The following is a 25666-nucleotide window of genomic DNA, read 5'->3' as shown; positions in this document are numbered from 1 at the left end:
TTGAGTTTGTAGGGTACAGTTGCCTCTGTTAATACAATGTTATAACTCTCGGTTAATACGAATCTTTTCTCAATTAGACTTTAGGATAAATTGTCGACAATGCTACTCAGTAGCTTGATTATTATCGTAAATATGCGGAGGTAAGGGCTGGAAGATCGCCATAACGAAGGCGAACGTAAACAAGAGCTGCGGAGATCGCATCCTGAAGAGCGTCATGTTTATTGTCCTGTGGAGGAAGATCAAGGTGCTTACAAATGGCATCTAAGCTGAGGTCAAAGTAGGCATTTGGCAGGTGTTTCTCTAGCATCTCATGATAGATATGGCTGACCTCGATTAACTCATTTGGCATAGGAAAACCAAAGTGTCTTTGGCATGCAAGGTCAAGAATCGTTTTGTCGTAGTGAATGTGATAACCGACCATCGGTCGATTACCCGCGAATTCCAACAGCGCTTCAATCGCTTCTTTTTCTGTCATACCATCGATTAGATCTTGATGACGGATTCTATGAATTCTTACCGAACCCGAGTCAAGAGATTGCGGTGCTCTCAGTCGGACATAAAATGGTTCACTGGTGATGATTCGATTGTCGATGATCTTTGTTGCAGCGATGGTGACCAGCTCTGCTCGATGCGGATCTAAGCTGGTGGTTTCACAATCCAGCGACACGTATTCTTTATGCTTGCAGGCAGCAAAAAGATGGCGATGGGGAGAATCCTTCAACCGGTAGTGCCAAAGTTTGCGCTTAAGCCAGTTCATCATTCACGGATTTGGTAGTGATAGCCAAGCCACTGCTTAAACTTCTTCACAACGTGCAGGCTATGACGAAGAAGATCTCGCTCAGTTCGATCTAACAATTTAAGGTCGATACTGTTGTGGCTATGCTGTTGTGAAAGCTGCTGTGCAAGACGAAGTTTGAAGAATTGCTTGAGTGCCTCAGTCAGGTTGTCAGCGGTTTCTTTTTCTAAAACCTTTCTCTTCATAAGCGCTTCGATTCTTTCGAAGGTGTTGTTTTCTTTAATTTGATATTCAAGACTTAAGGCTCTGACACCATGCACTATCGGGAATATTCCTCCTTGTTTAAGGTCGACCCCTTCTTTCGACGACTTTACGTTACCAAACAGAGTTAAAGGCACCGAGAAGTTAAGAGCCGGGCGAGTAAACTCGGTAAGGATGAGTTCCTGATCTGCCATTAAGCTGCTGAGGTGTTGCTTGATGGGTTTTAGTAACTTTTTATTGCCAGCAACCGCATGAGCATCTGCCACTATCGCTAGTTTCATAACCTGTTCCGGGCGAGCAGCTTCGACCCATTCGGTGATAGTTTGTTTCCATTCAGATTCACTCTGCACCCATTCCGGATTGTTGACCATGACCTTACCAGGGCAAAGAGGATAGCCAAGTTGCTGTAGCGTGTGAGTAAAGATATCCAGAATAGGGCGATGATCAGGCCAGCGAAATCCGTTTCTGGTAATGATGGCGTTATCCTGATCCGTTTTCAGAATCTGTTCTCCACGCCCTTCAGAGCCAAGCACAACAAGGCAGATATCATCATGTAATGCTGGCGGAATAACGAGTTCGAAAGCCTTCTCAATGATTTGCTCATTGACCGCTGAGATTAACTCCATAATAAAGCGGGTGCGGATACCGTTAGTCAACAGGCTATCGACTAGGTTTCTCTGTCTGTTGGCCGCCAAAGCCAGTTCATCAATCGTTGTGGAGCGCGCAATACTAAGTGTCAGTACGTGGGAGTGTGTTGAGAACGCACTGAGAATTTGCGTCATATCCAGCATGCCGACCGCTTTATTCCCCTCACAAACCATTACGCGTTTCATGCGTTTTTTCGTCATGGTGATCATGGCATTAAACAGAAAGTCACCATCATCGACATGGAAGACAGGGAAAGTAGCGATATCACCGACTCGGGTATCAAGAGGATGTCCGTCAAGCATTACAGCATGCAGCATATTGGTTCTTGTCACGATACCGTAGGGATGTTCACTAGGCTTTGCTATAAGGCGGGGATCATCTTCGTTGAGCTCAATAAGCGCAGCATCTAAGGCTTTCTCTTTGAGGTATCGCGTCACTTCGGTCAATGACATATCTGAAGGCAGAATGACTGCTGGATGGTAGATGGAGTTATCAACCTTGGTCAGGATAAATTCTGCCAGGTTTTGTTGTTGTTGAGCCGCTTCAATGAGCTCCTGACGTTTAGCCAAGTTATTGTCAAAGTAGGCTGCAAACTCACCGTTCTCACTATATAGCTCTATAAAAATAGATTTAGGCAGAAGATACGAGAGGGTATCTTCCAGAGCGATATACTTATGCTTGACGCTGTTTTCGAATTGGGAGCGGACATCAAAAATATCGTCGTTAGCATAGTGCGCAAATATTTCCGATTCATCAGCGGAACGTTCTTCTACAGCACCTTTTATCAAAATATAGAGGTGTTGGCTCTCTTCACCTGAACGAAGAATGGCATCTTTCGCTCTGTAATAAGCGACATCCAGAGACGAACGCAGACGTTGCTGCTGCGTCTCAGTCAGGCGATCAAAAGGTGGGGACTGCATGTTGAACTTGTCAGGCATAGGAGCGTCTTTTTCTTTTAGAAAAACCTATTCTAATTCTGACAAATATATGAGGTTCCTCCAGACGACTTTGGTCTAATGATGTCATACATTTCGTGATTTTTATTCCGAACAGTGTATGTCAATTAGGGAACAAAAAAATGACAAATGTTCCCTTTTTAAACTAGGGCAACAAGCGCATAATACGCGCGATTTTATAACCATATTGTCAGGCTTTATTTTATGTTCTCACCGTCACCTTATGGATGGATTTCCCAATACTTTCTTGGGTTCTTTTTTGCGTATGGCGTCTATTTACCTTTTTGGGCGCTTTGGTTTGAAGACCAGGGTATCTCTGCTTCAGATATTGGATTCCTATTGGGTTTAGCATTTGCGACCAGATTCATTTCCAACCTGTTTATAACTCCAAGATTACATAAGGTTGAACATCTGATTCCTGCTATACGGATTATCAGCCTTTTATCCGCAGTATTTATTGCCTTCCATTTGTTTGCTGGAGGTAATTTCTGGATGCTGGCACTGGCAACGATTCTGTTCAATATGTGCTACGGCCCGATGATTCCGTTAAGTGACGGACTTGCGAACTACTACTCTAAGCTGAACCTATTAGACTATGGCCGTACGCGCTTGTGGGGCTCGATAGCATTTATTGCGGGCTCAACAGTGGTTGGTTATCTAGCTGCACAGTACGGTTCGGACATGATCGTGTACACCGCGCTATTTGGTATGGTGGTTGGCTTTGCATTCTCCATGCGTAATCCAAACCCGGTTCCTGTCTCAGATGGTGATGAGAACGCAGACAGACCTAAGCTACTTTCCTTACTTAAGGATAAAGAAGTCCTCGCTTTTCTGGTTCTGATTTCATTGATTCACGGTAGCCACTCTGCTTATTACAGCTTTAGTTCAATCTATTGGAAAGCAGCAGGCCATACAGAGAGCACCATTGGATATTTGTGGAGCCTTGGGGTTATCGCTGAAGTAACGGTTTTCGCGACAGCTAAGAAGCTATTTGAAGGTTGGAGCCTTCAGAGAATGTTCTTTATCGCGTCTTTGGGTTGTTTGTTGCGTTGGTGCCTGACGGCGGGCACGACAGAAATCTGGGCACTGGTTATGATACAGGCTCTGCACGGTGTGACTTTTGCCATGGCTCACCTTGCTGCGATTCAGTTTATTCAGAAGGCGCCAAACAGCCAGATGGTTCCATTACAAGCGTTATATAACGCCATCCCAATGGGGGCTGTTATTGCTGTAATGACGACGGTAAGCGGTTGGGGTTACGAAAACTTCGGTGCTGATGTGTTCTGGGCAATGGCGGTTATGGGCCTTATTGCTTGCTTTATTCGAGTAACGCCAAAGAAATCCGCACCGGAAGCACAAATACAGAGCTAACTGGCTGAATTATTAAGATCTTTGTCTACACTTAAAACCGAGGTATTCACCTCGGTTTTTTTGTACAGGGAAGATATAAATGCAAGGTTGGATAGTCGTTCCGGTATCTCTGGCTTATCTGGGGATACTTTTTTTGATTGCCTGGTATGGAGACAGGCAGACTAAGTGGCTTTCAAGTTGGAGGCCTTGGGTCTATAGCTTATCCATTGCAGTTTATTGTACGTCGTGGACGTTTTATGGAACGGTAGGGCAAGCGAGCAACAATCCCTGGTCATTTCTTCCCATTTATATTGCTCCTATCGTTTTCTTTGTTTTCGGTTGGCGCGTATTAGCAAGAATGATTTTGATTGCTAAACGTGAGCATATTACTTCAATAGCAGACTTTATTGCGGCTCGATATGGCAAATCTCAGGGGTTAGCCGTCACAGTTACCTTAATCGCGGTTGTTGGTATTCTGCCTTATATTGCATTGCAGCTTCGCGGTATCACCATGGGGCTGGATATCATCGCTCCAGGGCTTAACTCACAGTTAGGGTATGGAGATACTTCGGTCTCTTGGTTTGTTGTTGGGGCTCTGGCCATCTTTACCATGCTGTTTGGTACACGTCATATTGATAATACTGAACACCATCGCGGGATGATGATGGCAGTTGCATTTGAGTCCATCGTTAAGCTTGCTGCATTTCTTATTGTCGGTGTTTTTATTATTTACATGATTGTCGGCAACAGCGAAATTGAGCTGCTGTCGATGGCGAGAGAGACTTATCAACCCCCCAATGTTCCAGGCTTAGTCGTACACACATTGTTAACGATGGCTGCGATTATTTGCCTGCCAAGACAGTTTCATACAATGGTAGTGGAAAATGAACGGGCACAAGATCTTCATGTTGCACGAAAGGTGTTTCCGACATACCTGATTTTAATGAGTTTGTTTGTTTTACCCATAGCCTGGGTTGGACAAAGCCTTTTGGCAAACAGTCCCGCGGATACCTATGTGCTTAGTCTTCCATTGTCTGTTGGGGCAAATAATATTGCATTATTGGCCTTTTTAGGGGGAACTTCAGCAGCCAGCGGCATGGTAATCGTTTCTACAATCGCGCTTGCGATCATGATGTCGAATGATCTGGTATTGCCATTGTTATTGAGGCGCATGCGCCTTGCTCAACGCACCCACAAACACTTATCCGGTTTGCTGCTCAATATTAGGCGAGCACTGATATTGTTAATCCTATTTGGTGCCTGGGGTTTCTATCTGGCATTAGACAACATTCAATCCCTATCAGTTATCGGTCTTCTCTCTTTTGCTGCTATTGCTCAGTTTGCACCTGCGCTCATTGGTGGAATGTACTGGCGTGCCGGAAACCGAAAGGGAGTTTATGTTGGTTTGCTGGCCGGATTTACAGTGTGGCTGATTACTCTGATGGATCAGACAGGAATGTTAGCAGGTACTGAAGAGACAAACTTCTTATTGTGGGTGACTTATCCGCCAGAACCCTTTGCCAGTTGGAATATGTCATCAGCAGACTGGGGGATGGCATTAAGCGGGATAGTCAACTTTAGTGGCTATATCATCGTTTCCCTGCTTACACGCGCCAATATAAGTGAGCGCTTACAATCCGCTGCGTTTGTTGGGGCACCTCTTCCTGAAAGTGAGAACGTTAGTTTATACCAAAGCCGGGTGACCGTTTCAGAGCTTGAGTTGCTGGCATCGCGATTTGTTGGTCGAACGAGAGCAAGAAGCGCATTTAATAACTTTTGGCGTCAACAGGGGAAAACACTACTTCCTAATCAGCAAGCCTCTGCTGCTTTGATTCGACATACGGAAAGAGTACTTGCTGGTGTGTTTGGTGCTTCCTCCGCGAAGTTGGTACTAACTTCTGCGTTGCAGGGCAAGAAGATGCAACTGGAAGAAGTGGCGACTATTGTTGATGAAGCTTCTGAACTGTATGACTTTAGTCGAGGCTTGCTTCAGGGAGCGATTGAGCATATTAGTCAGGGGATTACAGTTGTGGACAAGCAACTCAGATTGGTCGCCTGGAATCAGCGTTATCTTGAGTTATTTGAGTTTCCTGCCGGGTTAATTCAGGTAGGCCGGCCTATTGCTGATGTGATTCGTCACAACGCACAAATAGGGCTTTTCGGGCCCGGTGACCCTGAAGAACATGTCAGAAAACGGGTTTATTATCTCGAACAGGGATCTCAGCATACTTCATCACGTGTTTATCCGAATGGCCGCCATATTGAAGTGCAAGGTAACCCAATGCCGGGTGGTGGATTTGTAATGAGTTTTACAGATATCACGGTATTCCGTCAGACAGAAGAAGCACTTAAGGAGGCCAATGAAAACCTTGAGTTCAGAGTTCGCGAAAGAACCAAAGAGCTTGAAGATCTGAACAAGAGGCTGGTGAATGCTACAACAATTGCGGAGTCCGAATCACAATCGAAAACCCGATTCCTCGCAGCAGTGAGTCATGACTTGATGCAGCCTCTTAATGCTGCGCGCCTGTTTGCATCATCGCTTTCGGAGACTGCAACGGATGTTGAGAGTAAAAAATTCTCTGGTCATATAGAGAGCGCCCTTGGTGCTGCGGAAGAGTTGATTGGTGATTTGTTGGATATCTCTCGCCTGGAAAGAGGGAAGATGGATGTTAACGTCAAAAGCTTCGAGCTAAATGATGTTCTAAGCAATTTAAATGCAGAGTTCAGCGCATTAGCAAAAGGACAGGCGATAGAATTTAGTACTGTCTCTTCCAACCTGATTGTATATTCCGATCCTAAGCTATTGCGTCGGGTACTACAGAACTTCCTTACCAATGCTTTTCGTTACAACCCAAGAGGAAGAGTTCTGTTGGGCGCGAGAAGGGACGCCGGACAAGTTCGTATAGAAGTCTGGGACAACGGAATGGGTATTGCCCCAGAAAAGCAAGAAGCGATATTTGAAGAGTTCACGCGGGGTGATTCAAGCCATGTATCTCAGGGACTGGGTATCGGACTCGCAATAGCAAAAGGTATAACCAATGTTTTAGGGCATGATATTGGTTTACGTTCATGGCCTGATGAGGGAACGGTTTTTTATGTGAACGTTGAGCGTAGTGACGCTGTTGAAAGAACCATTCCGGAAAAATCTCAAGTAACAGATACGACGTTAAAAAGTGTCAGGGTGCTATGTGTGGACAATGAAACAGATATCTTACTTGGTATGAGTGAACTTCTGAATCGCTGGGGGTGTGAGGTTAAAACGGCACACGATCTGGTCGAAAGCATGAAGTGTCTGGAAGATGACTGGAAACCTGATGTTATTTTCTCTGACTATAGGTTGGATAATGACAGAACTGGTCTGGAAGTACTTCAGCAGTGCCGACTACGTCTTGGTAGCAGTTTCGATGGTGTGGTGATCAGTGCTGACCGGGGAGATGATATGTTGGCGGCTATAAAAACAAACGGGTTCAGCTTTATAGCCAAACCCGTTAAGCCTCTAAAATTGAGAGCGATTCTGAATCGTGTACAGAGTAAGAGTTAGTCTACATGCACCGTGATATCTGATTGGTTGAATGCTCGGAACCCGGCATGAATATCTTCTGGTAATACCCTGCCAACGGATAATTCTGGCAGGTTGTCCAGAGAGAAGAAGCCAATTTCTGATATCTCGGTGTTCTCTGTAAAGCACCCATCTGTTGCTTCGGCTACAAAGAAGATCTTATAGATCGAATATGGGAGCTTTGGCGTATAAGCATGACTGTCTCGGTCCTTGATGGCATAAAGGCGGCAGTTTTTTACACCATAACCCGCTTCTTCCTGTACTTCCCTTATAACCCCTTCGAGTGGCGGTTCATTTTGATCAGCCCAGCCACCCGGCATCGTCCACTTGCCATCAGATTTCTCTTTTACAAGTAGAACCTTGTCCTCTTTGACAACACAGCATCGTAAATCAATTTTAGGCGTTGCATAACCTTCTTCAGGAAAGAAAAACTTCTCGATTGTGGCAAGGTCGGCCTCACTATACATGGCGTATAACTCATGACTGATTGCTTCCAATCTCTCATAACGCTCCTTATCAAATGGATCTTGAACATAGTGCAAACCAGTTTGAGCTATAGCCCGGATTTCTTTGATTAGAGCGTGCATGGGGTATTCCTTATTGTTTAATGTTCTGCTTTAGGCTATCTGATGCGATGCGAGTGCTGAAATACAGCCAGCTAGCAGCACCAACAAACTTGAAGCCCTCTTCAATGATCTGAAGATCTTCGTATGTGAAGTGAAGGTGAGTTTTAAGGTGCCAAGTTAGCATGTCTGAAGTGATGGAAGCTGCCAGTAAGCCTCCAGCAAGAATGAACGCGAAACCATCAATTTCGAAGATAGTTTTGAATTGTCTTAGCAAAAGAGCACCGCCACATACTGCGTAAACAGCATAGCAGATATTTTCTTCGATATATCTATCGTGGATTAGGAAGAAGTCATCTACAGCAATAACGGAAAGCAACATACCAACAAGAATGAGCAGCTCTTTTCTGTTCTTATCCACGGATTCATTTAAGTTAAATGCGGTGAAGTAACAGATTGCTACACTGGAAACCCAAATCCAGCTGCCGATATTAGATAGAAAACCCAGGAAACTTGATACTTCCAGCTGCTGAAGCGGGTCGCGAAGTGCTTCAACAGTCTCAAAACCCGCGCTTTTTAGTGTAGAGAAAGCTGAAACATAAAAAATAACTGCAGGTATAGCAGCAAACAAAACGTAACGTTTCATTTTGGTTGGCTGAAAGGTTTGTTGAAAGACCTGATGGAAAAATGACATAGATAACTCCAGAAATGCCCTTGGAAAGAAGCATGTAATCTTATGTCGTTATCCTTTTAAATTAATGTGTGGCGGTTTAACTTTTGGTTAGGTTTCTGTAAAGCAAAAAACCGGCATGTTTGATGCCGGTTTTTGAATGTTAAGTGCTAATTAATGGTTATGAGCTGCGCCAGAACCTTTTGGATAACGGATAGACTCAACCATATCCTGTACATCTTCTGGTACTTCAGCAGTAAACTTGTTCACCACGATTGATACAGTGAAGTTCACACACATACCTAGAGTACCGATGCCTTCTGGGCTGATACCGAACCACCAGTTGTCAGGTGTATTCGCTGCTGGGTTTACAAACTTGAAGTAGATGATGTAAGCCGCTGTAAATGCGATACCTGAAAGCATGCCTGCGATTGCGCCTTCCTTGTTCATCTTCTTATAGAAGATACCCAAGATGATTGCCGGGAAGAAGGACGATGCTGCCAGTCCGAACGCAAATGCTACTACCTGTGCTACGAAGCCTGGTGGGTTGATACCTAGGTAACCTGCACAGACGATGGCGAAGAAGGCTGCCAGTCGTGCGGCGGTCAATTCCTGTTTATCCGTCATATCCGGTTTAAACCCTTTCTTCAACAGGTCGTGGGATATGGATGTCGAGATTACCAGTAGCAGACCTGCTGCTGTTGATAGTGCCGCTGCCAAGCCACCTGCTGCTAGTAGTGCTACTACCCAGTTAGGAAGTTTAGCCAGTTCAGGTGATGCCAGTACGATGATGTCTCGGTTGATCTTCATTTCGTTACGGTCATCGCCAGAGTAGAACATCTTGCCGTCGCCGTTCTTATCTTCCCAAGCTACAAGACCTGTGCTTTCCCAGTTCTTATACCAGCTTGGTGCTTCCGCTGCTGCTACACCTTTCATGTCAGGACCGTTGATAGTATCGATCATGTTTACACGAGCGAATGCTGCTACTGCTGGTGCAGTTGTGTATAGGAACGCGATAAATACTAGTGCCCAACCTGCAGAGATACGTGCATCAGATACTTTAGGTACCGTAAAGAAGCGGATAATTACGTGTGGAAGACCCGCAGTACCAACCATTAGAGCCGCACAGATAAAGAATACGTCAACCATACTCTTCGACCCGTCGGTATAGGCGGTAAAGCCGAGCTCCTGAGTCAGTCCATCCAGCTTGTCTAGTAGGTAAACATCAGTGCCAGCCATGGTAGAACCAAAGCCTAGCTGTGGAACAGGTGTGCCAGTCATCATCAAAGATGTGAAGATTGCCGGAACCATGAATGCGAAGATAAGTACACAGTACTGAGCTACCTGAGTATAGGTAATGCCTTTCATGCCACCAAGTACAGCGTAGAAGAACACAACACCCATACCGATGATGATACCCATGTTGATATCAACTTCCAGGAATCGTGCGAATACCACACCAACACCACGCATCTGACCCGCAACGTAAGTAAAGGATACGAAGATGGCACAGAATACCGCTACCATACGAGCCGTTTTAGAGTAGTAACGGTCACCGATGAAATCAGGCACAGTGAACTTACCAAACTTACGCAAGTAAGGAGCAAGACAAAGAGCAAGTAGTACATAACCACCTGTCCAACCCATTAGGTAAACACCGCCATCGTAACCGATGAAAGAGATGATACCTGCCATAGAGATGAACGATGCTGCCGACATCCAGTCAGCGGCTGTCGCCATACCATTCGCTACAGGGTGTACACCACCACCTGCAACATAGAACTCACTTGTTGAGCCAGCGCGAGCCCAGATTGCAATGCCGATATACAGTGCGAATGTAATACCGACAAGAATAAACGTCCAAGTTTGAATATCCATTTCTATAACCTCTTAGTCTTCCTGTACGTTGTACTTCTTGTCGAGCGCGTTCATGCGCCAAACGTAAACAAAGATCAAAGCAACAAATGTGTATATTGCGCCTTGCTGTGCAAACCAGAACCCAAGTTTAAATCCACCGATTTGGATTGCGTTTAGTGCGTCGACAAATAAGATTCCTGCTCCGTAAGAAACAATGAACCAGATCGCCAATAGAGTACCCATTATGGTTAGGTTTTCCTTCCAGTAGGCTTGTGCGTGATCCGAGGATTCGAATGACATGGCCTTCTCCTTCCGTTTCGTTATTTGGTGTTAACAAACTGTTACGGAATTTAGATTAGCAGGCCTTATAAAAGATCTCAGTCCAACTTTAGTCGGGGACAAAAACAAGAAAACGCCCTGAAATAGGGCGTTTTTGATAGGTTTGTTTGAAAATTCGAGTGTTAAATAAATGTTAACTTAGCCTAAGGTCTAACTTTCCGGCTCTAATTGCTGAAGAAGAATTACCGCCTGAGTACGATTTTGTACGCCAAGCTTGCGGAATATGGCTGTCATATGCGCCTTGATCGTAGCTTCGGAGACATTTAGCTCATAAGCAATCTGCTTGTTGAGCAGGCCATCGGACAGCATTCCCAATACTTTGTATTGCTGAGGAGTAAGGGAGGCGATCTTCTCTGCAAGATCATTACATGCCTGGCTGTTCTTCAATAGCTCCTCAGGGAAGAACGGGTCACCATTAAGAACTTGATTTAGGGCACTAATCAAAGCACGCATATCGCTGGATTTTGGAATAAAACCAAACGCACCGTGGCTTTTAACCTGACTGACCACGCTAGGTTCTTCGCTTGCTGAGATGACTACTATAGGCAGGTCAGGGTACTCGGCTCGCAGGTGAATCAAACCAGACATTCCGTTTGCTCCCGGCATTTTTAAATCCAGTAGCAACAGGTCTGGTTCATCTTCTTTTTGCAGTAAAGCCAATAAGGCATCGAGCGAGTCTGCTTCGAGTAAGTTTGCTCCACTTATTGCCATATGAACTGACTGAAAAAGCGCGTTTCTAAATAGCGGGTGATCGTCAGCAATTATAATTGTATAGGTCGAATCCATGACGTTATTAACCTTAGTTTCTGGGGCTAAAATAGCACTTAACTAAGTATTGTATGGTTTTGAAAAATGGACAATATTTGAGCTTAAAAAGTCTGAGAGGAGTCTAGTTTTATTTACAATAATTTAACGTCATTAAGCGAAAGGTAGTAGAACAATATTTCAAAGTCGCATAAATCCATCCATGGAGCTCCGACTTGCCGTCCTGGCAAGTAGGCTTTGAAATATTATCCTACCACCTTCCCCAAAAAGGCTATAGAAGGTTAATTAATCTGCTGTCCTTCAATATGCTCAAGGAAAGGCTCTGCTTCCATAAATCCGGTCAGGCGGGCGTTGGAGTGGTAGTTACCTTTGCTATCCCAAAAGTCTATCGTAGGAAGTCCCATCACTTTTAGCTTTTTGAAGATCTCCACATCTTGTGGGCTGTTTTTTGTTACGTCGGCTTGAAGAAGAACAAAGTCTTTCAACTTGGCTTCAACGTCCGGGGTATGGAAGGTGTACTTTTCAAACTCTTTACACGCAACACACCAGTCGGCATAGAGATCAAGCATTACAGGTTTGTTTGCTTTATTGGCTAATACCAGTTGTTCTTCTAACTCATCAAGAGAAGCTACACGGATAAACTCAACTTGTGGTTCGTAGGCATTGGTTTGTCCCGTCCAGTGGTTATAGATAGGAACTGCTGAGCCCACAATGCCAAGAACAGCGATAATACCAACCAAGCTTTGTTTCCAGCCGCCAAACTCGAGGCTGTTCTTTACATGGTATAACCAACCAAATGTGGCTACACCAAGCGCGCCCCAAAGAGTGATAGCCCAGCTTTCAGGTATTAGTCTTTCCAGGAAGAAGATTGGTGCGGCCAGCAGAATAAAGCCGAACAGGATCTTCACTCTGTCCATCCACGCGCCGGCTTTAGGCAGAAGCTTGTTGCCGAATACAGCAACAATCATCAGTGGAATACCCATGCCAAGGCCTAATGCATATAGGGCAACGCCACCAGTAACCAGATCACCACTTTGTGCAACGTACAGCAGTGCACCAGAAAGAGGGGCTGTGGTGCAAGGTGAGCAAACCAAACCAGAGATGGCACCCATAGCAAACACGCCAGTCATGTTGCCACCAGTTTGCTTGTTACTTTGATTGTTCAGCCAGGTTTGAACCGAGCTAGGTAGCTGGATGGTATAAACACCAAACATAGAAAGCGCCAGCAACACAAACATAATGCTTATGCCAATCAAAACATATGGATGCTGGAGCGCAGCCTGAAATTGTAAACCTGCTGAAGCGACAACGAGTCCTAATAGGGTGTAGGTAAGCGCCATGCCCTGAACATAAACAAATGATAGGGTTAGCGCGCGAGACTGGCTTAACTTACCACCACCTAAAACAATACCCGTCAGAATTGGGTACATAGGGAAAACACAAGGGGTAAACGCAAGTCCGATACCCAGCGCTAAGAACAGAAACGGTGTCCACCAGTTATCTTCTAGCTGACCTGCAAGCGATGATTCTTGAGTTTTTGGCGCTGCTTTAACTTCTGAAGTATTGATCGTATTCGCTTTGACTGAAGAAGCTGGTGGCGTAGTTCCTGGGGCACCGATAGCTGTCAAAGGGACGACTTTTGTTTCTGGTGGATAGCAAAAACCAGCTTTAGCACAACCCTGATATTGAACAATGAGCTTTGCTCCATCAGAAACAGATGCTAACGGAACGGTAATATGCAGAGGTTTGTTGTAGATGTTTACCGCACCAAAGAATTCATCTTTGTAGGGTTCACCATCTATAAGTTCAAAAGCTCCAATTTCACCATTCTCAATGGAGACAGAAAGTCTGTGCTGATACAGATAGTATCCATCCAGTACGTCCCAGTTCACGATGACTTTGTCGTCTACCTGAGTTGCAACAAAAGGAAAAGCTTGATCTACAGTGACGAAATCAGAATTGTTATTACCAAAAGCTGAAGAGCTGTTACTGTTTCCAAATAAAGCGTAAGAAGGGCTGGCAAATGCTAATAACCCTATTAAAAACATCGAAATAAATGCGCGCATAATTACTACAAACTGAAAGCGATATCTATAAGACCACGAAGAGTCGGAATTTCTTCCATCATACTGGAAAAAGGAAGGAAAAATAGTGAACAGAACGCAAAAAGGGGAAGCTAAGCCTCCCCTTTAGAGTTAGATAGCCGGAATATTAGCTATAGCGTTTTGCTTTGTATTGGGGCTTCATCAGGTTTTCAGTAGAGAAAATATCATCTAACTCTTCTTCGGTAAGCAGTCCGCGCTCCAGTACGACCTCTCGAACACTCTTACCGGTTTCTGCGCAGATTTTACCAACAATATCACCTTCGTGATGACCGATATATGGATTAAGGTAAGTTACGATACCGATAGAGTTGAACACGTAGGATTCACACACCTCTTTGTTCACCGTAATACCATCAATACATTTGTCGCGAAGGTTTACACAAGCGTTTGCAAGAATATCTAGAGACTCAAACATACATTGAGCAATAACCGGCTCCATTACATTCAACTGCAGCTGACCACCTTCCGCGGCGAAGGAAATAGAGGTGTCGTTACCAAGTACTTTAAAGCAAACCTGGTTTACTACTTCAGGAACAACAGGGTTCACTTTAGCTGGCATGATAGAGGAACCTGCCTGAAGTTCAGGAAGGTTTATTTCGTTAAGTCCTGCACGAGGGCCAGATGAAAGCAGGCGTAGGTCGTTACAGATCTTGGACAGTTTAACTGCCAGACGCTTAAGAGCTCCGTGAACCATCACGTAAGCACCACAATCCGAAGTAGCCTCAATAAGGTTTTCTGCTGGTACACATTCCAGGCCGGTGACCTCAGCAAGACGTTTGACTGCTAGTTCTTGATAGCCTTCAGCGGCATTCAAACCTGTACCGATTGCGGTCGCACCAAGGTTTACTTCCAGCAGAAGTTTAGATGTGTATTTGAGGTTTCTTATCTCTTCCTCAATAGTCACTTCGTAAGCTTTAAACTCTTGGCCGACTGTCATTGGTACCGCATCCTGAAGTTGAGTGCGGCCCATTTTCAGAACCTGAGAGAACTCTTCGCTCTTTTTATCAAATGAGCCTTTTAGATACTCGACGGATTCGATTAATTTCTGAATGCTGTTATATACCGCTACACGGAAACCGGTAGGGTAAGCACAGTTTGTCGACTGGCTTTTATTTACGTGATCATTTGGGTTAATAAATTCATATTGACCTTTTTCTTTACCCATCAGTTCAAGAGCAACGTTTGCAACCACTTCGTTGGTATTCATGTTCACTGATGTGCCTGCGCCGCCCTGAAATACATCGGAAGGGAACTGATCCATACACTTTCCGGTTTCTAGAATAATATCGCAGGCTTTAATTATGTAATCGGCAACATCGGAAGGAATGACACTAAGCTCTTTATTCGTCATTGCAGCCGCTTTTTTAGTCATTACCATTCCGCGAACAAATTCAGGGACATCTGAGATGTTTTTGTCTGAAATATTGAAGTTCTCAATCGCACGCAGGGTATGAATGCCGTAGTAAGCGTCGGCCGGGATATGGCGTTCACCGAGCAAATCATGTTCAATGCGAGTTGCATTTGAATTAGAGGAAGATGTAGTCATACGGATAGCCTTTTGTTTTATTTCAGTTAGATAATAGCTATATATCTGGCTAAAAGTAGTTAATAGACCACTATTTCTGTCAGGGATGAGCAATTTTTTTATTGGATCGTAAATTCACGTAATATTTGTGTTTGTTGCGCCAGATTCGCGTAGACTAAGAGAGATAACAACTAAATTTGGTTACCAAAGGAGAGTTCGTGTTTCCGGTTTTATTGCTGCTATTTATATGTGTACCGATCATCGAAATCGGGCTATTCATTCAACTTGGTGGATTCCTGGGCTTATGGCCGACAATCGGCCTGGTGTTACTTACTGCAGTTGTAGGTGCTTCTTTGGTTCGTAGCCAAGGACTACAGACTCTGATGTCTGTTCAAAGCAGAATGCAACAGGGAGAGCTGCCTGCTCAACAAATCCTTGAAGGTGTGATGTTAGCGGTTTCGGGTGTGCTTCTTCTTACACCAGGGTTCATGACAGATGCTTTTGGTATGATTGTGCTTCTGCCAGCTCCAAGAGCGGCATTAGCGAAGCAGATTATGGCGAGAGTTAAGGTGAACACCATTTCAGGTGGTGGCTTTCAGGGAGGTTTCCATTCTCATGGTGACTTTGGCCAGAATCCATTTGAGCAAAATGATCCTTTTCGCAATCAAGGTGGGGACGGGAACACTTTTGAAGGCGAGTTTGAACGTAAAGATGAGAACAATAAGGATGATAACAACAGGTTGAATTAGTCCTGCTATCTCTTCTTCGTATAAGTTAAGGGCCCTAATATGAGGGCCCTTATAGTATCTATTTATAGCGCACCTTCAAAACCTAACTGTCTCCACGCTTCAAATGCGATAATGGCCACCGCATTTGATAAGTTCAGGCTACGGCTATCCGGCATCATAGGAATGCGGATACGTTGTTCCATAGGCAGACTTTCAATCAGTTCAGCGGGCAAACCTCTTGTCTCAGGGCCAAAAAGCAACACATCACTCTCTTTAAAATCCGCATCTATATGATGGCCTGTTGTTTTTGTTGTACAAGCGATCAGTCGATACGCACCTTCACGTTCTTTTTCCAGATACTCAACAAAAGCCTCTAAGTTTTTGTGACGTTTTACTCTTGCTAAATCATGATAATCCAGACCTGCGCGCCTTACTTTTTTCTCTTCAAGATCAAAGCCAAGCGGCTCAATCAAGTGCAGGTTAGCACCGCAGTTTGCACATAATCTTATGATGTTTCCGGTATTCGGAGCGATTTCAGGTTCGTATAAAGCAATATCTAGCATGAGTGTGTTTCTGTATTTAAGAAAGTTGGGGAAGTATATAGCAAGACGATCCGGCTGAACATATGCCGGATCATTCAATAAGAAAGGGTTATTATTGTTGAGTCGGTAACTGAATCTCGACTTTCAAGCCGCCCAGTTCGCTTCTTGATGCTTCGATAGAACCATTATGTTGTCTGATGGCACTTTCTGTAATTGCCAGCCCTAAGCCCGCACCACCAGAATTCCTGTCTCGGGCATACGACACACGATAGAACGGTCTGAAGATCTCTTTTAGTTCTGCATCTGGAACGCCTTCCCCGTTATCCTCGACAACAATACTTAAGGTGTTTGCACCTTTTGCAAAAGTTACTCTAATTTGATCTTCGCTGTAGTGGATAGCATTGCGAATAATGTTTTCAACAGCGCTCATCAACAAGTTCGGATTCCCGATTATCGTACATTGAGGTATCGGGTTGTAAGTCAGTTTTTTATTTACTTGTTCTGCTTCAAACTCTGCGTCTTTGACCAGTTCATCCCAGAGCTCTTCACCAGAACACTTCTCTCTGACTTGATGGCTATTTACCTGCATTCTGGACAGTTCAAGCAGCTCACCAATCATTTTTTCCAGCCTTTCTGCTTCCGTATCGATTCGATTAAGCTCATCACTTTCACCTAGCTTTCTTTTCGCCAGAGCATTAGCCATTCGCAATCGTGTCAACGGTGAGCGGAGCTCATGAGAAATGTCGGATAGCAGCCTCTGGTTTCCTGAAATCATTCCATTTACAGCCAGAACCATTTGGTTAAACGCAGCGCCCGCCTGTTTGAATTCGGTACTACCTTGTTCCAGAGACGGGTCTTCCACAAACTCGCCATTGGCTACTCTTCTAGCTGCACTCTCTAGTTTTATTGCAGGCTTACTTAACGCCCATGCCAGCCACATTAAAAAAGGTGTACTGATAAGCATGACAGTCAGTAAGAGTTTGAAAGGACTATCTAACAACTGAATTAAAAAAGGAGCAGGTGGATCTTGTTTGTCCCCCATAAACATATAGAGTTCAGTATTTGCCAGATGAACAACAACCGGGCCCGCAACCAGAAAACGACCATATTGTCTCTGGCGAGGTTTGTCGAACGTTTCCATACTGGTGATGAAGTTTTGAATTATCCTCGACTTCATTCTCCCATAATCACCAACCAAATTTCCGTGTTGATCGGTGAAGTAGATAACGGGTTTGTCATCATCTTTGCGACGATTGTTACTGATTCTGGATAGGATATAGCCCAGATTTTCCTCTCGGGAGAACTTCGATTCCAGAAAGTGAGCAACTTCCTCTAGTTTCCGAATATTGTTTTTGTGAGCGGAGTGAGTTTCTCGTGGATCCAGATTGGAAGTGACAACTACGCCGATCAGCACCACAAACATGGTGAACCAAAAGATAGCGAATATTCGACCATAGAGATTTGAAAACTTAGGTAACCGCATTAGTTTTCCTCAATCAGAAGGTAACCTCGTCCTCTGAGGGTTTTGATACGTGGCTTTCCATCGCTACGCTCCGGCAATTTTTTCCGTAAGTTTGACACGTGCATATCGATTGCCCGGTCAAAAGGCGCAAGTCGTTTACCAAGTACATCCAGGCTGAGTTGCTCTTTTGTCAACGTTTCTCCCGGGTACTGGATAAAGTGGGCAAGTAATGAAAACTCTGTTGTGGTTAGGTCAATAAGGATATCGGAACAGTAGGCTTCCTGTTTACCTGGGTAAATCTTGATATCCTGATGTTGAAGACAATCGTTTGATTTGGAACCTGTGCCTGATTGTGTTCTTCTTAATATGGCTTTCATCCGTGCGAGTAACTCACGATCGCTAAACGGTTTTGGCAAGTAGTCGTCTGCACCTAGCTCAAGCCCGATCACTCTGTCTATCTCTTCTCCTTTTGCTGTCAGCATCAGAACCGGAGTTTCCCACTTTTCTCGCAGCTTTTTAAGCATGTCGGTGCCACTCATTTTAGGCATCATGACATCGAGTAATATCAGGTCTATATTTTCGTTTACAGCTAGCAACCCTGCTTCACCATCATTAGCTTCCGTTACGTTAAACCCTTCAAAGGTTAATACTTCTTTTAACAGGCTGGTAAGTTCAGTATCGTCATCCACTAATAATATGTTTGCCATGGTAAAGCTCGCTCCGACTATTTTTCTTAACTTCAGTATTACTGATCTTAATGAGAAAATTAACCACTTCTTCTCTCTTTACGTATCTTTACGATCTCTATACGTTGCTTTACTTAGCAAGCAGTAATCTATACTCAACCGCTGTGAAGACAGCATTCAAAAAGCGAACTAGTAAAAAAGGGTTTAGATGATGAAAACTACAAAGAAATTAGTATTGGTAGCTGCTGCTCTTCCACTTGTATTTGGTACAGCAAGTGCTTACGCATTTGGTGGCAAGCATGGAGGTAAAGACTTCGGTGGCAAATGTGGTGGCTTTGACCGTGGCGCAATACGCCAGCTAGACTTAACGGATGAGCAGAAAGATCAGTTAGAAGCGATGCGAGATGCAAAGCGTGAAGAAATGCAAGCGCAGCGTACAGAGCGTATGACAGAACGTCAGGCAGAGATGCAAGCTTACCAGGCTAAAGTTCAGGATTTGGTTTTAGCCGATACATTTGATGAAGCTCAGGCACAAGAGCTGGCGAAAGAAATGGTAGATAAGCGTGCTGAACGTCGAGCAGAGATGCTAAAAATGAAGCATGAAATGTTAAGCATTCTAACGCCTGCACAGAAAGAGCAGTACAAAGAACTTCAGGCTGAACGTATGACAGAGTGTTCTGAAAAAATGGCTAAACGCATGGAAAGACGCAACAAGTAAGGGGCACTACATTTCGTTAGATTAAATTGCCTTTTCTTAAAAGAGCAGCCTTCGGGCTGCTTTTGTCGTTATACGCACTTTCCATGAAGATAAACTGATACCCAAGTCACAATTTCAAGGTTATAATCTGCGCAATTCATTCTCTTCCAAGCATAACAATGAAAGACGAATATTCACGATTAGTTTCAACAGCAGCATGGCTGGCAACAGGTGTGGCAACAATATTGTTAGTCGCAAAAGTATCGATCTGGTGGATTACTGGCTCCGTAAGTTTGCTGGCATCATTAATTGACTCTTTTCTGGATATTGGTGCATCTCTGGTTAACCTGATTGTTGTAAGGTACTCATTACAACCTGCAGATAAAGAACACACCTTTGGCCATGGTAAGGCAGAGTCCTTAGCGGCACTGGCTCAGACTATGTTTATTTCAGGTTCCGCTTGCTTCCTTATTCTTACCGGTATTGAACGTTTTTTCAGACCACATGAACTGACATCTCCTGAATACGGTATTTATGTCAGTGCGTTTGCAATGGTAATGACCGCTGGATTAGTTGCATTTCAAAAGCATGTAGTGAAAAAAACAGGTAGTCAGGCGATAGCTGCAGATTCGTTGCATTATCAAACTGACCTGTACATGAACATCGCCATAATGGTCGCGCTTGCGCTGAGCTACTTTGGTGTTGAACAAGCGGACGCCGTATTTGCTATCGGTATTGGCTTCTTCATCTTATACAGTGCGTACCAGATGATAAAAGAGGCGATTCAGTCGTTGCTTGACAGGCAACTACCTGAAGAAGAGCTTGAGCAGATTCGTGGAGCGGTTAACTCGGTTGAAGGTGTTCGAGGTGTTCATCAGCTTAGAACGAGAAAGTCTGGACCTGTAAGATTCATTCAGCTTCATTTGGAACTTGATGATCAAATTCCTTTAATTGAGGCGCACCAGATTGCTGATGAAGTAGAGGATGCGCTTGAAAGCTTGTTCCCACAGGCTGATGTATTGATCCATCAGGATCCGGTCTCTGTAGTATATGGTACAGAGAAAGGACAAAAAGAGCTTGGTTGGTAGAGAAGAGGGCTTCGAAACAGAGACGAATATATCGAAATCGTCTATTTTTTGTCCAAAAGAGCTATACTCAGTTTGATTCTGATATGAATCAACAAAGTTTTTTAGCAAAATTGTAATACTCTTACATAAGTAAAAAAATTTCAGTATTCCGTAAAGAAATTGTCTCAATATAGAGCGTATAGTAATTAAACGGGATACATTTATAATTTCGCCAATTTTGGCATCTAAATTTGTAATTTTGATTTATAAAATCGAGGGTGAGCATGATTAAGAAGATCGGTGTTTTGACAAGTGGCGGTGACGCACCAGGAATGAACGCAGCAATTCGCGGCGTGGTTCGTACTGCACTTTCAGCAGGTCTGGAGGTATTTGGTGTTTATGACGGCTATCAGGGGCTTTACGAAGATCGTATTGAAAAGCTAGACCGTTCAAGCGTTTCTGACGTTATCAACCGTGGTGGTACTTTCTTGGGTTCTGCACGATTCCCTGAGTTTAAGGAAGTTGAGATTCGTGAAAAAGCGATCGAAAACCTTAAAAAGCATGGTATCGAAGCGCTTGTTGTAATCGGTGGTGACGGTTCTTACATGGGTGCTAAGAAGCTGACTGAAATGGGTTACCCATGTATCGGTCTTCCTGGCACAATCGATAACGATATCGCTGGTACAGACTACACTATCGGTTACCTGACAGCACTTAACACAGTTATTGATAACATTGACCGTCTGCGCGACACGTCATCTTCACACCAGCGTATTTCTATCGTAGAGATCATGGGTCGTCACTGTGGTGATCTGACTCTGATGTCTTCAATTGCGGGTGGCTGTGAGTACATCATCACTCCTGAGCGTTCATGGAGTAAAGAAGAGCTTATCGCTAGCCTTCAGGAAGGCCTGGATAAAGGTAAGAAGCACGCAATTATCGCTCTGACTGAGCTAATGATGGATGCGAACGAGCTGGCGAAAGATATCGAAGAAGCGACGGGTCGTGAAACACGTGCAACTGTACTGGGTCACATCCAGCGTGGTGGTCGTCCAACAGCGTTTGACCGTGTACTAGCTTCACGTATGGGTAACTATGCTGTACACCTTCTAATGGAAGGTCAGGGTGGTCGCTGTGTAGGTATCCTGAAAGAGCAACTTGTACACCATGACATCATCGATGCAATTGAAAACATGCGTCGTCCTGTACGTGATGATCTTTATCAGGTAGCAGAAGAGCTGTTCTAATTACAGAACTCTTAAGTTATTTTCGAGCGACTGTTGGTTAGCCAACAGTCGCTTTTTTACGCCTTTAACTCAGACGCTTGAAAGCATCAGGATCAAAAAAGGCCGACAAACGTCGACCTTTTATCAAGCGAATTTTAGTGAGTGACTAAAATTAAGCCTTAGCTTTTGCCGCTGCTTTAGCGATAGCTACGAAGCTCTTCGCGTCTAGAGAAGCACCACCAACTAGAGCACCGTCGATGTCTGGCTGTGCAAAGTATGCTTCCGCGTTTTCTGGCTTAACAGAACCGCCGTACTGGATGATTACTTGCTCAGCTACTGCTGCATCTTTTTCAGCGATCATTGCACGGATAGAAGCGTGGATACGCTGTGCGTCTTCTGCTGTAGCCGCTTTACCTGTACCGATAGCCCAGATTGGCTCGTATGCAATGATAGCGTCGTTTAGAGCTTCAACACCGTAAGCGTCGATAACAGCGTTGATTTGACGAGCGCATACTGCTTCAGTTTCACCAGCTTCGTTCTGAGCTTCAGATTCACCGATACAGAAAACAGGCTTAAGACCATTTTCTTTTAGGAATGCAAATTTCTTAGCTACGAACTCATCTGATTCGTTGTGGTATTCACGACGCTCAGAGTGGCCGATGATGATGTGAGTAGCACCGAAGTCTTTAAGCATTGCTGGAGACATGTCGCCAGTGAATGCACCGCTGTTGTTCAGGTCAGTGTTCTGTGCGCCAAGGATTACCTTATTGCCACCTTTTTCGATGATTGTTTCAGCAAGGTCAATGTATAGTGCTGGTGGAGCAACTGCTACGTCTACGCCAGAAACACCTTCTAGCTCAGCGTTAATTCCTTTTAGCAGCTCAGTTACCATTTCTTTGCTGCCGTTCAGTTTCCAGTTACCCATAACAACAGGTTTGCGCATAGGAATATCTCCAAATATATTAATGTAAAAAACAAACGTAATTGCGAAAGAATATAACAGATTAATGCAGTCAGATCATGACTCGAATCATTACTTTCGCGGATCTTTTCTAGTCACTGACAAATGAGGTGGTAAAAGATAAATTGATCCTATAGTGACTCAGTATGCAAAATCATAGCTAATTTATCAGATTCTGCGAATGTTACTGTATGTTTAAAGAAAATAATCATAGATGAGAATACGAGAGTCGAATGCCGAATTTAGTAATGGAATACACAAACTCAGTTGATGAACGAGTGAATGTGCAAGGATTGTTGGAAGATTTGCATCAGGTAACGATAGATAGTGGTTTGTTTGCAGCTGATGATGTGAAAACCCGAGCTCTTCGTTGTCACCATTGGTTAATAGGGAACAAAGGAGACAGTGAAGACTTTATTCATATCTCCTTTGAACTGCTATCAGGACGTACTGTAGAGCAGAAAAAGAAACTTGCAGATGATTTGATGGCAGTTCTTAAAAGCCAGACTTCTGCGGTGTACAGCTTAAGCCTGAATATTCGTGATATGGACAAAGAGACCTTTGTTAAGGTTCTGAATAACTAAGGGCAGCTCATACATCTTTTATGGTCGGTTGAATGGAATGATCTCAGCACTTTCATTCAACTCGATATCCCCTTCCAGTACCCCTTTAAATCTTCCCATCTGGCTACTTAATTCTTGCATAAGAACAACATTTGCGTGATGTGGGTTTTTGCAACGCTTTATAACTCGGTCTATGTGGCTTTGTTGGGCTCTCAATCGAGGCTGCATCTCTTCAGATGCAAAAGTTATTGCCTGTTCGCACATTTCCTGTTTAAAAAGCTCGAATGCTTTAGGGTTGTTTTCGGCAAGCTCTACAAGCTCGTCAAATGGAGGTAGTGTTTGCTCAATTTCTGCATACTCCATAACTTCTCCTCTCTTCCCTTATGCGTGGGATTTATTAAAAGTGTAGTAGAGAATTGGGAAAGAGAGTCTCAGTTTTGAGAAAGGGCTGGTGTGGTGAGTTCTGGCTTGTTTTTAACTGTTTGTTTTAATTAGATATGAACATCTTCGCTCATTATTAATAATATGCTCGGTACGCTCAATTTCTACTTCGGAACCGAGGAGTTTTTCAAACACATTTAATTCTGACTGACAAAGAGTAGGGCAGTGCTTTGCAGCTTTGCAGATCGGACAATGGTTTTCTGTAAATACGAAGCCTTCTTCTGTCTCTGCTAACTCTGCCATATAGCCGTCTAGCTCGCGAAGAGAAACTAATTGAGCGAGCTTTTCTCTCAGGGAAAGTTCTGGTGTTATCGCTAAAGCGTATCTTTGAAATGTTTTTGCTTCTCTTTCTGCGGCAACTTTTTCTACGCCTTCTTTTCCAAACAGACTTTCGACAGCTTCAATAACCTGAACGGTGAGGTCATCATGTTTATCAGAAAATTGAGCGTGCCCTTTTTCTGTCAGTGACCAGTGGCGGGTAGGTCTGCCAACTTTAACTTTTACATCAAAGTGTTTTACCAGTTCAGTATCTTCAAGAGCTTGTAGGTGTTGCCTTGCTCCCATCGAAGTCATCTCAAGATCTTCTGACAGCTTCTTAGCGGTGATCGCACCTTCTCTTTTAATTTTTTCCAGAATGATATCGATGGTTTTCACTAGATTACCTGAGTTGCTGATGAGTTTTAGCTAGAGTCCGAATCATTATGGATGATATGTTTAATAAAGTAAATTGTTTACTAAATTATTGTTAATTATACGTAAAACTAATCTAATGCTTTAAAAATAAAAAAGCGCAGCAAAAGCCGCGCTATCGAATGATTAGAGTCGGTACTTAGAGAATAATATCTCTCACTTCCTCATCTTTGCGCTCAAGGTAGTGAATAGATTTAATGCGACGAATCGTACGGCAACGGCCACGGATAAGAAGTGTTTCCGTTGTTGCAATGTTACCATTTCGAGTAATGCCTTCTAGTAGGTCACCTTTAGTAATACCGGTTGCAGAGAACACGACATTATCGCTCTTAGCCATATCAGACATTTCAAGCACAACATTCGCTTCAACACCCATCTCTTTACAGCGTTCGAGCTCAAGCTCACCGTGTTTACGGTTCTCTTCGTTGTCACCTTTTACTTCGTGACGTGGAATCAGGCGGCCATGCATATCACCATCCAGAGCACGGATAACAGCAGCAGAAACAACACCTTCAGGTGCGCCACCGATACAGTACATGACATCAACTTCACTGTCAGGCATACAGGTCAGGATAGAAGCAGCTACATCACCATCTGGCACAGCAAACACACGAACACCCATTGATTGCATCTGAGCAATAACTTCGTCGTGACGAGGTTTAGCAAGAGTAATCACAACCAAAGTATCAAGCGTTTTACCCAGTGCTTTTGCAATATTTTTCAGGTTTTCTTCCAGAGGAAGTCTTAGGTCTATACAGCCCTTTGCTCCAGGACCTACAACCAGCTTTTCCATGTACATATCAGGTGCTTTCAGGAAGCTGCCTTTTTCGCCAGCGGCAAGAACAGCCAGTGCATTAGCTTGTCCCATCGCGGTCATACGTGTGCCTTCAATTGGGTCTACAGCGATATCAACAGCATCACCACCCACACCTACACTTTCACCGATGTATAGCATTGGCGCATCATCGATTTCACCCTCACCAATTACGATTTCGCCACTGATGTCTGTTTTATTAAGCAAGCTACGCATTACTTCTACTGCAGCACCATCAGCTGCATTCTTGTCACCACGTCCAAGCCATTTGTAACCAGCCAGTGCAGCACCTTCAGTTACACGAGAAAAAGCCATCGCTAAATCGCGTTTCATGTTTACTCCAGTTGAAAAGTAAGAGGGATAAAATTTCGGCGGGATTCTATCATAACGTGACCGAAAACGTTTGCTCTTTGCGCATTTTTTTTCAGGGAGCGGTGTCTGTTAAAGAAGGATAA

Annotated in this window: 22 protein-coding genes and 2 pseudogenes; 8 read left to right on the top strand and 16 right to left on the bottom strand. The window is 44.0% G+C overall.

Annotated elements, in window-relative coordinates; genetic code table 11:
• Nucleotides 1-121: 121 nt before the first annotated feature.
• Nucleotides 122-757, bottom strand: coding sequence for a 3'-5' exonuclease (locus SNR28_RS25455; protein ID WP_375754176.1), 636 nt, complete (start codon nucleotides 755-757; stop codon nucleotides 122-124).
• Nucleotides 757-2583: a putative nucleotidyltransferase substrate binding domain-containing protein gene (locus tag SNR28_RS25450; protein ID WP_375751739.1), complete on the bottom strand. Its 1827-nt coding sequence runs from the start codon at nucleotides 2581-2583 to the stop codon at nucleotides 757-759. Before SNR28_RS25450 ends, SNR28_RS25455 begins: the two co-directional genes overlap by 1 nt.
• 222 nt (nucleotides 2584-2805) lie before the next feature.
• Here SNR28_RS25450 and SNR28_RS25445 point away from each other — a divergent pair, with 222 nt between their 5' ends.
• The 3 genes and pseudogenes from SNR28_RS25445 to SNR28_RS25435 all read left to right on the top strand — a co-directional run.
• Nucleotides 2806-3972 carry a 3-phenylpropionate MFS transporter gene (locus SNR28_RS25445; RefSeq protein WP_375751738.1) on the top strand — a complete coding sequence of 389 codons (1167 nt, stop codon included), beginning with the start codon at nucleotides 2806-2808 and terminating at the stop codon, nucleotides 3970-3972.
• Nucleotides 3973-4051: 79 nt separating this feature from the next.
• Nucleotides 4052-7046: pseudogene (locus SNR28_RS25440) on the top strand (PAS-domain containing protein); the annotation flags it as partial.
• 77 nt (nucleotides 7047-7123) lie between these two features.
• Nucleotides 7124-7492, top strand: a pseudogene (locus SNR28_RS25435) (response regulator); the annotation flags it as partial.
• Here SNR28_RS25435 and SNR28_RS25430 read toward each other — a convergent pair.
• From SNR28_RS25430 to aspA, 7 genes are all read right to left on the bottom strand, one after another.
• Nucleotides 7489-8097, bottom strand: a complete 609-nt coding sequence (locus SNR28_RS25430) for an NUDIX hydrolase N-terminal domain-containing protein (RefSeq protein ID WP_375751737.1) — start codon at nucleotides 8095-8097, stop codon at nucleotides 7489-7491. The pseudogene SNR28_RS25435 and the gene SNR28_RS25430 overlap by 4 nt on opposite strands.
• 10 nt (nucleotides 8098-8107) lie before the next feature.
• Entirely contained in the window at nucleotides 8108-8767 is a 660-nt protein-coding gene (locus tag SNR28_RS25425) for an oxidase (RefSeq protein WP_375751736.1), read from the bottom strand.
• 150 nt (nucleotides 8768-8917) lie between these two features.
• Nucleotides 8918-10621: a sodium:solute symporter family protein gene (locus SNR28_RS25420; protein ID WP_375751734.1), complete on the bottom strand. Its 1704-nt coding sequence runs from the start codon at nucleotides 10619-10621 to the stop codon at nucleotides 8918-8920.
• Between the two features lie 12 nt (nucleotides 10622-10633).
• A complete protein-coding gene (locus SNR28_RS25415; protein WP_277821392.1) occupies nucleotides 10634-10900 on the bottom strand; it encodes a DUF4212 domain-containing protein in 267 nt (88 codons plus the stop codon).
• Nucleotides 10901-11089: 189 nt separating this feature from the next.
• The gene (locus tag SNR28_RS25410; protein WP_375751733.1) at nucleotides 11090-11725 is read right to left on the bottom strand and encodes a response regulator; all 636 of its coding nucleotides are present in this window, start codon (nucleotides 11723-11725) and stop codon (nucleotides 11090-11092) included.
• 260 nt (nucleotides 11726-11985) lie between these two features.
• Nucleotides 11986-13770, bottom strand: coding sequence for a protein-disulfide reductase DsbD (locus SNR28_RS25405; RefSeq protein ID WP_375751731.1), 1785 nt, complete (start codon nucleotides 13768-13770; stop codon nucleotides 11986-11988).
• 145 nt (nucleotides 13771-13915) lie between these two features.
• A complete protein-coding gene (gene aspA, locus SNR28_RS25400; RefSeq protein WP_375751729.1) occupies nucleotides 13916-15355 on the bottom strand; it encodes an aspartate ammonia-lyase in 1440 nt (479 codons plus the stop codon).
• Nucleotides 15356-15552: 197 nt separating this feature from the next.
• On the opposite strand from aspA, the gene SNR28_RS25395 reads away from it, so the two are divergent.
• Nucleotides 15553-16083 (top strand): FxsA family protein, encoded by a 531-nt coding sequence (locus SNR28_RS25395; protein ID WP_375751727.1) that lies wholly within the window; start codon nucleotides 15553-15555, stop codon nucleotides 16081-16083.
• Nucleotides 16084-16145: 62 nt separating this feature from the next.
• Here SNR28_RS25395 and trmL read toward each other — a convergent pair whose 3' ends face one another.
• The 3 genes from trmL to SNR28_RS25380 all read right to left on the bottom strand — a co-directional run bounded on the left by trmL (nucleotide 16146) and on the right by SNR28_RS25380 (nucleotide 18773).
• Nucleotides 16146-16625 carry a tRNA (uridine(34)/cytosine(34)/5-carboxymethylaminomethyluridine(34)-2'-O)-methyltransferase TrmL gene (gene trmL, locus SNR28_RS25390; RefSeq protein WP_375751726.1) on the bottom strand — a complete coding sequence of 160 codons (480 nt, stop codon included), beginning with the start codon at nucleotides 16623-16625 and terminating at the stop codon, nucleotides 16146-16148.
• A 91-nt stretch (nucleotides 16626-16716) separates the two neighbouring features.
• On the bottom strand, nucleotides 16717-18087 hold the full coding sequence (gene cpxA / locus SNR28_RS25385) for an envelope stress sensor histidine kinase CpxA (RefSeq protein WP_375751725.1): 1371 nt from the start codon (nucleotides 18085-18087) through the stop codon (nucleotides 16717-16719).
• Nucleotides 18087-18773, bottom strand: coding sequence for a response regulator (locus SNR28_RS25380; protein ID WP_375751724.1), 687 nt, complete (start codon nucleotides 18771-18773; stop codon nucleotides 18087-18089). The genes cpxA and SNR28_RS25380 overlap by 1 nt, the downstream gene beginning before the upstream one ends.
• Nucleotides 18774-18963: 190 nt before the next feature.
• On the opposite strand from SNR28_RS25380, the gene SNR28_RS25375 reads away from it, so the two are divergent.
• The 3 genes from SNR28_RS25375 (at nucleotide 18964) to pfkA (ending at nucleotide 21763) form a co-directional block, all read left to right on the top strand.
• Entirely contained in the window at nucleotides 18964-19470 is a 507-nt protein-coding gene (locus tag SNR28_RS25375; protein ID WP_375754175.1) for a CpxP family protein, read from the top strand.
• A 158-nt stretch (nucleotides 19471-19628) separates the two neighbouring features.
• Complete coding sequence (gene fieF / locus SNR28_RS25370; RefSeq protein WP_375751722.1) at nucleotides 19629-20537, top strand: CDF family cation-efflux transporter FieF; 909 nt, start codon at nucleotides 19629-19631, stop codon at nucleotides 20535-20537.
• Between the two features lie 263 nt (nucleotides 20538-20800).
• Nucleotides 20801-21763 (top strand): 6-phosphofructokinase, encoded by a 963-nt coding sequence (gene pfkA / locus SNR28_RS25365; RefSeq protein WP_375751720.1) that lies wholly within the window; start codon nucleotides 20801-20803, stop codon nucleotides 21761-21763.
• A 151-nt stretch (nucleotides 21764-21914) separates the two neighbouring features.
• On the opposite strand, the gene tpiA is transcribed toward pfkA, so the two are convergent.
• Nucleotides 21915-22685 carry a triose-phosphate isomerase gene (gene tpiA, locus SNR28_RS25360; protein WP_375751719.1) on the bottom strand — a complete coding sequence of 257 codons (771 nt, stop codon included), beginning with the start codon at nucleotides 22683-22685 and terminating at the stop codon, nucleotides 21915-21917.
• Nucleotides 22686-22936: 251 nt separating this feature from the next.
• Here tpiA and SNR28_RS25355 point away from each other — a divergent pair, with 251 nt between their 5' ends.
• Nucleotides 22937-23287, top strand: a complete 351-nt coding sequence (locus SNR28_RS25355; RefSeq protein WP_375751718.1) for a 5-carboxymethyl-2-hydroxymuconate Delta-isomerase — start codon at nucleotides 22937-22939, stop codon at nucleotides 23285-23287.
• 18 nt (nucleotides 23288-23305) lie between these two features.
• Here the strand turns inward: SNR28_RS25355 and SNR28_RS25350 are convergent, their stop codons facing one another.
• The 3 genes from SNR28_RS25350 to glpX form a co-directional block, all read right to left on the bottom strand.
• Entirely contained in the window at nucleotides 23306-23629 is a 324-nt protein-coding gene (locus SNR28_RS25350; RefSeq protein ID WP_375751716.1) for a DUF3135 domain-containing protein, read from the bottom strand.
• Between the two features lie 111 nt (nucleotides 23630-23740).
• Nucleotides 23741-24361, bottom strand: a complete 621-nt coding sequence (locus tag SNR28_RS25345; RefSeq protein ID WP_375751714.1) for a helix-turn-helix transcriptional regulator — start codon at nucleotides 24359-24361, stop codon at nucleotides 23741-23743.
• A 175-nt stretch (nucleotides 24362-24536) separates the two neighbouring features.
• Entirely contained in the window at nucleotides 24537-25544 is a 1008-nt protein-coding gene (glpX, locus tag SNR28_RS25340; RefSeq protein WP_375751712.1) for a class II fructose-bisphosphatase, read from the bottom strand.
• Nucleotides 25545-25666: the final 122 nt, after the last annotated feature.

Origin of the sequence: Vibrio iocasae (assembly GCF_042245395.1) — a bacterium.
Taxonomy (GTDB): Bacteria; Pseudomonadota; Gammaproteobacteria; order Enterobacterales; family Vibrionaceae; genus Vibrio; species Vibrio iocasae.
This window is presented reverse-complemented; position numbering and strand designations above follow the sequence as displayed.